Origin of the sequence: Burkholderia lata (assembly GCF_902499025.1) — a bacterium.
Classification (GTDB): domain Bacteria; phylum Pseudomonadota; class Gammaproteobacteria; order Burkholderiales; family Burkholderiaceae; genus Burkholderia; species Burkholderia lata_C.
The window spans coordinates 1-6,551 of the sequence record NZ_CABVPW010000090.1; the positions used below are offsets into that span (position 1 = coordinate 1).

The 6,551-nt window shown below is 71.9% G+C and carries 5 protein-coding genes; all 5 read right to left on the reverse strand.

Translation table 11 applies throughout. From position 1 onward, the window contains the following. Nucleotides 1–119: 119 nt before the first annotated feature. Nucleotides 120–2,597, reverse strand: a complete 2,478-nt coding sequence (locus tag BDI24065_RS40535) for an MMPL family transporter (protein WP_175035899.1) — start codon at nucleotides 2,595–2,597, stop codon at nucleotides 120–122. Beyond that, entirely contained in the window at nucleotides 2,597–3,253 is a 657-nt protein-coding gene (locus tag BDI24065_RS40540) for an outer membrane lipoprotein carrier protein LolA (RefSeq protein WP_175035900.1), read from the reverse strand. The genes BDI24065_RS40535 and BDI24065_RS40540 overlap by 1 nt, the downstream gene beginning before the upstream one ends. After that, nucleotides 3,250–4,227 (reverse strand): LpxL/LpxP family acyltransferase, encoded by a 978-nt coding sequence (locus tag BDI24065_RS40545; protein WP_175035901.1) that lies wholly within the window; start codon nucleotides 4,225–4,227, stop codon nucleotides 3,250–3,252. Before BDI24065_RS40545 ends, BDI24065_RS40540 begins: the two co-directional genes overlap by 4 nt. Further along, nucleotides 4,224–5,966, reverse strand: a complete 1,743-nt coding sequence (locus BDI24065_RS40550; RefSeq protein WP_175035902.1) for an acyl-CoA synthetase family protein — start codon at nucleotides 5,964–5,966, stop codon at nucleotides 4,224–4,226. Before BDI24065_RS40550 ends, BDI24065_RS40545 begins: the two co-directional genes overlap by 4 nt. A gap of 63 nt (nucleotides 5,967–6,029) precedes the next feature. Next, nucleotides 6,030–6,551 (reverse strand): hypothetical protein (locus BDI24065_RS40555; protein WP_175035903.1); only part of this gene is annotated, 522 nt, incomplete at its 5' end.

The following is a 6,551-nucleotide window of genomic DNA, read 5'->3' on the forward strand; positions in this document are numbered from 1 at the left end:
CTGCGCGACGACGGCCGCGGCCGCGCCCGCATGCAGCGCGGCCGTGCCCGCGATCAACGGCGTCGGCTTCCAGCGGCGCGTATCGCCGGGCTGTCGCGACGGAACGGACGACGGCGCGTTCATGCGCGGCTTCCTCGATGACGGTTGACGGCCGCGGCCTCGGCCGCGCGCGGCGCGAGAATTGCCGCGAACGCGAGCGCGAGCATCGCACCCGGGCCGACGGTGAGCCCGAAGGTCTCGAGCAGCGGCACGTGCGACAGCGCCAGCAGCCCGAAGCCGGCGACCGTCGCGAGGTTCGCGATCAGCAGCGACACGAGCGTGTAGGGCGTGACGGGCTGCGCGTCGTCGCGCTTGCAGAAGAACAGCGCGTAGTTCGAGCCGACCGCGACGATCAGCAGCATCCCGACGAGATGCAGGATCGTCAGTTGCACGCCGGCGAGCGCGAAGCCGGCCGTCACGACCAGCACGGCGGCGACGAGCGGTGCGAGCGCGCGCACGACCCGGCGCGGCGAGCGCAGCGCGATCAGCAGCAGCACGGCGATCGCGGCAAAACCCGCGAGCGACAGCCGGATGTCCTCGTGCACGTAGCTCACGTACAGGCGGTCGGCTTCGGCCTTCATGTCGACGAACAGCGCATCGGGCACGCCCGCGCGCGCGACGGCCGCGCGAATCGGCGTGGCGTCGAGACTCGATGCCGGTTGTGCGGTGCGGGCGGCGTCCGGCGCGCGCAGCGGCAGCATCGCGCTCCAGCGGCCGTCGCGTTCGGTCAGCAGCGCATCGACGGCGAGCGCCATCGACGTGCCGTGCAGGTCCGCGCGCGTCAGCAGCGGCGCGTGGCGCGCGGCCTGGACGTCGGCGATGAACGGTGCGAACAGGTCGGGCTTGACCGCGATCGGCTGGTTCGCGACGGCGTCGTGCATCCGTGCGGCGAGCACATCGGTATCGGGCAGGCTTGCCTGGCGTGCGCGCTGCGCGGCATCGCTCGGCAGGTAGCGCGCGGGGCTTTCGAAGCCGGCGAGCGCGCCACGGTCGACCAGCGGCTGCAATTGCGCAGCCACCTTTTCGGCGCCTTCGAGCGCGGCCTGTTCGGTCAATGCGGAAATCACGACGAGATAGCGCACGTCGGGAGCGCCGACATCGGCGCGCAGCCGTGCGTCGAGCGCCTGCGCGTGCGCCGGCACGGGGCTCAGCGCGGCGAGCTCGCGGCTCCACAGGCCGTCGCGATGCAGCACGAGCGTTGCGCCCGCGGCGATCACCAGCACGGCGAGCGGCCAGCGCAGCCGCGGCGCGGCGTCGGCCGCACGGGCGAGCACGGCGCCGACGCGCGACACGTCGCGGATCGCAACATGCTCGCCGCGCAGGTGCGGCAGCACGAAGCGCGTGACGAGCGCGGCGGCCGTCAGCCCGACGATCGAATACAGCCCGAGCTGCACGAGGCCCGGGAAGCCGGAGAACAGCATTGACGCGAACCCGCACACGGACGTCAGCACGCCGAGCCGGATCGTCGGCCAGTACGCGGCAACCCATGCGCGCGTCGCGTCGGCCGGAAGTGCCGTACCGCGCGTGCCGGCCTGCGCCGATTGCACGAACAGGTAGATCGAATAGTCGACGGCTTCGCCGATCAGCGTCGTGCCGAAGCCGAGCGTCAGCCCGTGAACCGTACCGAACGCGAGGCTGACCGCCGCGATTCCCGCAGCGACGCCCGTCAGCACCGGCAGCAAGCCGAGTGCGAGCGTGCGCGGCGAACGGTACAGCGTCAGCAGCAGCGCGACGATCAGCACGACGCTCGCCGTCGACAGCCGCTCGACGTCGTGCCGGATCGTGTCGCGCGTGTCGACCGAGAACACGCCGGGGCCCGTCATCGCGAGTGTGGTCGCCGCGGCATTCGGGACGGCCTGCTTCGCCGTGGCGAACGCGTCGCGCACCGTGTCGATCGCGCGGGCCTGCGCGTCGGTATCGGACCCGGCGGCGGCCGTCTGCAAGACGAGCACCGCGCGCGTGCCGTCGCGCGATGCCCACACGCCGTCGCGGCTCGTCGGTTCGGCCGCGCTGTCGAGCTGGTCGACGAGCGTGGCGACTTCGCCGGTCGGGTCGCGCGGCAGCATCGCCTTGGCCACGAGGCCGGCCGACGAGCTCAGCAGGTCGAGGCTGTCGCCGAGCGCCTGATGCAGGCCGGCGGCGCTGAAGCGCGGCGGCGTGACGGCCGGGCTCAGCAGGTAGCGGTGATCGAAGATGAACTGGCGGTCGCGTGCGTCGTTCGCGGCTTCGCCGTTGTGAACGGCCGCGAACTGCGGATCGGTGCGCAGCGTGCCGGCGACGCGTCGCGACAGCGCGGCGCGCGTGGCGGTGTCGCCGCCATCGATCGCGACGAGGATCAGCCGCGACACGATGCCGTCGCGCAACTGGTCGACGAGCACGCGCTGCCCGGCGCTCGGCGCGCTCGGCAGGAACGCGGACAGGTCGGCCGTGAAGTGCGCGCGCCCGATCGCGACGCCGCACGCGACGAGCGCGACCAGCCACACGAGCACCGCGCGCTGCCGCAGCGCATGCAGGCGGCGGGTGACCGGTGACGACGAGGGCCGGGTGCGTTCGTCCATCAGTTCGGGTTTGCCGGAATGGGTTGCAGGCGCATCACAGAACGGTCGCCGTCGGCCTGCCGGATCGCGACGCTGCGCAACACGTCGCGCGTGCCGTCGAGCGTGATCGTGCTGACGACCTTCAGCATCCGCGAGTCGAGCGGCGTGAGCGTCAGCGACCAGTCGTCGCCGCGCCCGGCGAGCGCGACCTTGTACACCTGTTCGAGCGCGAAGCGGTTGCCGGCGAGCGTCGCGCGAATGCTGTCGATGAACGCGCCGAGTTCCGGATAGCGTGCGAGCGCGAGCGTGTACTTGCGGTTGTTGCGCTCGACGGTGAGCATGTCGCCGTCGACGACGAGGTGTTCGGGCTTCGGGCTCAGCGTGTGCTTCTCGAGATGGTCGGGCGCGACGAACACGAGTTCGCCGGACGATTCGACCGGCTGCGTCGCGATCGACAGGTACTTCGTCTCGGTGAACGTCGCACGCCCCGACTTGTGCTGCGCGAGGGTCGACATCAGCCGGTCCAGTGTCCACGCCGGCACCGTGTCGGCCGCCTGCGCGGGCGTGGCAGCCAGCGCGATCGCGGCGGCGGTTGCAGCGAAGGCGATGGCCAGCGCGCGGGCGGCACGACGCAGCGCGGACGGGAGCGTGGGCAGGCGGCGGCGAACGGCGGTCATGCGTCGGAATCCCTCGTGGCGGCCAGGCCGGCATCGGCGCGCGCAGCGTCGCTGCGCGCAGCCGCAGCATCGCCGCTTTGCCAGAAATCGAAATAGTTGAACCAGTTGTACGGTGCCGCTCGGCAGTACTTGTCGAGCAGCGCGACGTAGCGCGCGAGTGCCGCGTCGACGGCCGCCGCGCGTGCGTCGCGCCGCACGTCGGAGAAATCGGCGAGCGTCTCGAAGTGCACATCGTAGCGGTTGCCGTCGCGATAGAGGCCCGTCATGAAGATCACCGGTCGCTTCAACATCGCGGCCATGTAGAGCGGCCCGAGCGGGAACGCGGCCGGCGCGCCGAGCAGCGGCAGCCGCCGCAGCGATGCGGCCGCGTCGTCGAGCAGCGTGCGGTCGGCGAGCATGCCGACCATGCAGTTCGCGTCGAGGCGCTCGCGCACCTTCAGCATCGAGTCGACCTGCCCGAGCGGAATCACTTCCGGTTGCGCGGCGGGATTCACCGCGGCGAGCGTCGCGTTGATCCTGCGCGCGTTCTTCTCGTACATCGTCACGACGACGCGCAGGTCCGGGTGCGTGCGGCCGATCGCGCGCACGACCTCGAAGCTGCCGAGATGCGCACCCATCAGGAACGCGCCGCGTCCGCCCGCGAGGGCCGCGTCGACGAGCGTTTCACCGTGCAGCCGGATGTCGAACAGGTCGAAGCGCCCGTTCATCAGGTAGATGCGGTCGTGGATCGTTGCCGCGAACGTGAACACGTGCCGGTACACGTCGCGCCAGCGCGCGGGGCGGCCGAGCACGCGACGCAGGTAGTCGCGCGATGCCGCGCACGCGATCGGCGAGAACAGCACGAAGTACGTCGCGATCAGATGCAGCACGACGCGGGCGCGCTGCCGGCCGAAGCGCAGCGAGATCCACGTCATCACGCGCAGCAAGCCGGCATTGCTGCGTTCCTGGCGTTCGGCCCACGCGGTGCGCTTCATGGCTGCGCGCCATCCTGCACGGCCGGCGGCGCGGACAGCACGCCGCTCGCGACCTCGCGCGTCCCGGCGCGCAGCGTGAAGCGGATCGCACCGCTGGCTGCGGCGTCATACGCGAGATCGAGCGGTTCGCCGGGCGCGACCGGGCTCAGGAATTTAGCGGACCCGAGCCGCCACGTATTCAGCGGGCGGCCCAGCGCCGCGCTGATCGCATGGATCGCGTGATCGAGCAGCACGACGCCCGGCACGACCGGATGACCGGGGAAGTGGCCGGGCAGTGCCGGGTGGTCGGCGGGGATCGTGAACCCGAGCGCGGGTGGGTCGGCCGGGGCACGCGCGGGCGTCGGCGCGGCCGACGTGCGCGCATGTTGCGCAACGAGTGCGGCGAGCACATCGCGCGGCAGCTTGCCCGTTTCGTTGCGCGGCAGCGCGTCGACGAACACGAGCGGGCGCGGCATGAACGCGGGATCGATCCGCTCGCGCAGCGACCGCTGCAGCTCGGCGGCCGCGAGCGTCGGTGCGACGACCAGCGCGACGAGGCGCGTAACCGGTTCGAGGCCCGCGTCGGCGTGCGCGGGCGCGGCTTCGTCGGGCATGAAGAACACCCCGTCGAGCACGTCCGGGATCGCATTGAGCTGATGGTTCAGGTACGCGAGCGACGTGCGCTTGCCGGCGATGTTGACGAGGTCGGCCTTGCGACCGTGCAGCAGGAACCGGCCGTCGCCGAGCAGTTCGAGCGCATCGCCCATCGGCACGGGCGCCTCGACGTGTCCGCCCGATACCCAGATCGTCGGCTCGCCGTCGTCGCTCTCCGGTTCGTCGCGCGCGTCGAGCCGGATGTCCGGGAACGACGCCCACGTCGCGCCTTGCGACGTGCGGCGGGTGGCGATCTGGCCGGTTTCGGTGCTGCCGTAGATCTCGACGAGCGGCGCGTCGAGCGCGGCCTCGGCTTCGCACGCGAGCTTTTCCGACAGCGGCGCGGTGGCCGACAGCACGAGCGCAGCAGGCGGCAGCGCATGGCCGGCCGCCAGCAGCGCTCGCAGGTGAATCGGCGACGTGACGAGCACGCGCGGCTGCGGGATCGCATCGAGTTCGTCGCGAATGTCGACCGGGTAGAACGGCTGGCGGTTGCTGAACGCGAGGCCGCCGATCAGCGCGAGCAGCACCGTCGACTCGAAGCCGTACATGTGCTGCGCGGGCACCGTGCCGATCAGCGTGGCCGCGCGGCCGTCGAGCAGACCGAGGCGGTCGGCCGCCGCGCGCACGCAGCCGACCAGGAAGCCCCAGGTCTTGCGGTGCGGCACCGGCGCGCCGGTCGAGCCGGACGTGAACACGTAGGCCATGATCCGCGCCGCATCGATCTGCGGCACGACGAACGGCGCATCGTTCGCGAGGTCGCCGGGCGCGGCATCGGGGTAGGCGAAGCGAGGCAGGTCGATCGTGCAGTCGGGCGCGTCGTGCAGGCAGAACGCGTCGGGCGCGAACGATGCGAGCTGGCGGACCATTTCCGGCGTGTGCGTCGACGGCAGCAGGCTGATCTTGCCGGCCACGAGCGCGGCGCACAGGCTGACCGCGAAGCGGTAGCGGTCGCGGCACACGTTGAACACGTGGCCGCCGGCGGGCAGCGCGGCGGCCACGCGCGCGACGTCGGCGACGAACGCGCGCACGGTGACGGGCGCGCCGTCGCGCCAGGCGATCGTCTGGTCCGGCGATGAATGGAAAACCAGCGGGTGAGTCGGCATAAATCGGTCAAAACGGGAGCGAAGGCCGGCGCGCCCCGTGGTGGCGCCGCGCCGGCCGTGAATTTATCGTGACGCCTGCGATGCGTGGGTCGTCGCGCGATACGCGCGCACCGCATCGACCATGCGCGGCCGCGGTTCGTGCGGCAGTGCGAAGCGCCGGCATGCATGCTCGGCGGCGAACATTACGGCGACGAGCGGCAGCGACAGGTAGTTCGCGAACGTCGACCACGTGACGATCGGCGCGGTCGCGAACAGCAGTGTCGACACGGCGGCGATCGCGACGAAGAACAGCGTCCACGCGAGCGTGATCTGCCGCGTGTAGCGCGCGACGGCCGGCGTGATCGCGCCGTGGATCATCGTCGCGAAGCGCGTGCACAGCGGCACCTCGCCGGCCGCGAGCGTGCGGCCGAACAGCAGCGCCATCGCGAGGTTGAAACTCGCGTGTTCCAGGTACAGGCCCCATTCGAAATGCCGGGCGAGCGGCGCGCGCGCGGCCCACAGCGCGGCGGCGGCAAGCAGCCACGCGGGCACGAGCCACGCGCGATGCGGCGAGCGCAGCGCCGCGCCGAGCGCGAGCAGCAGCGG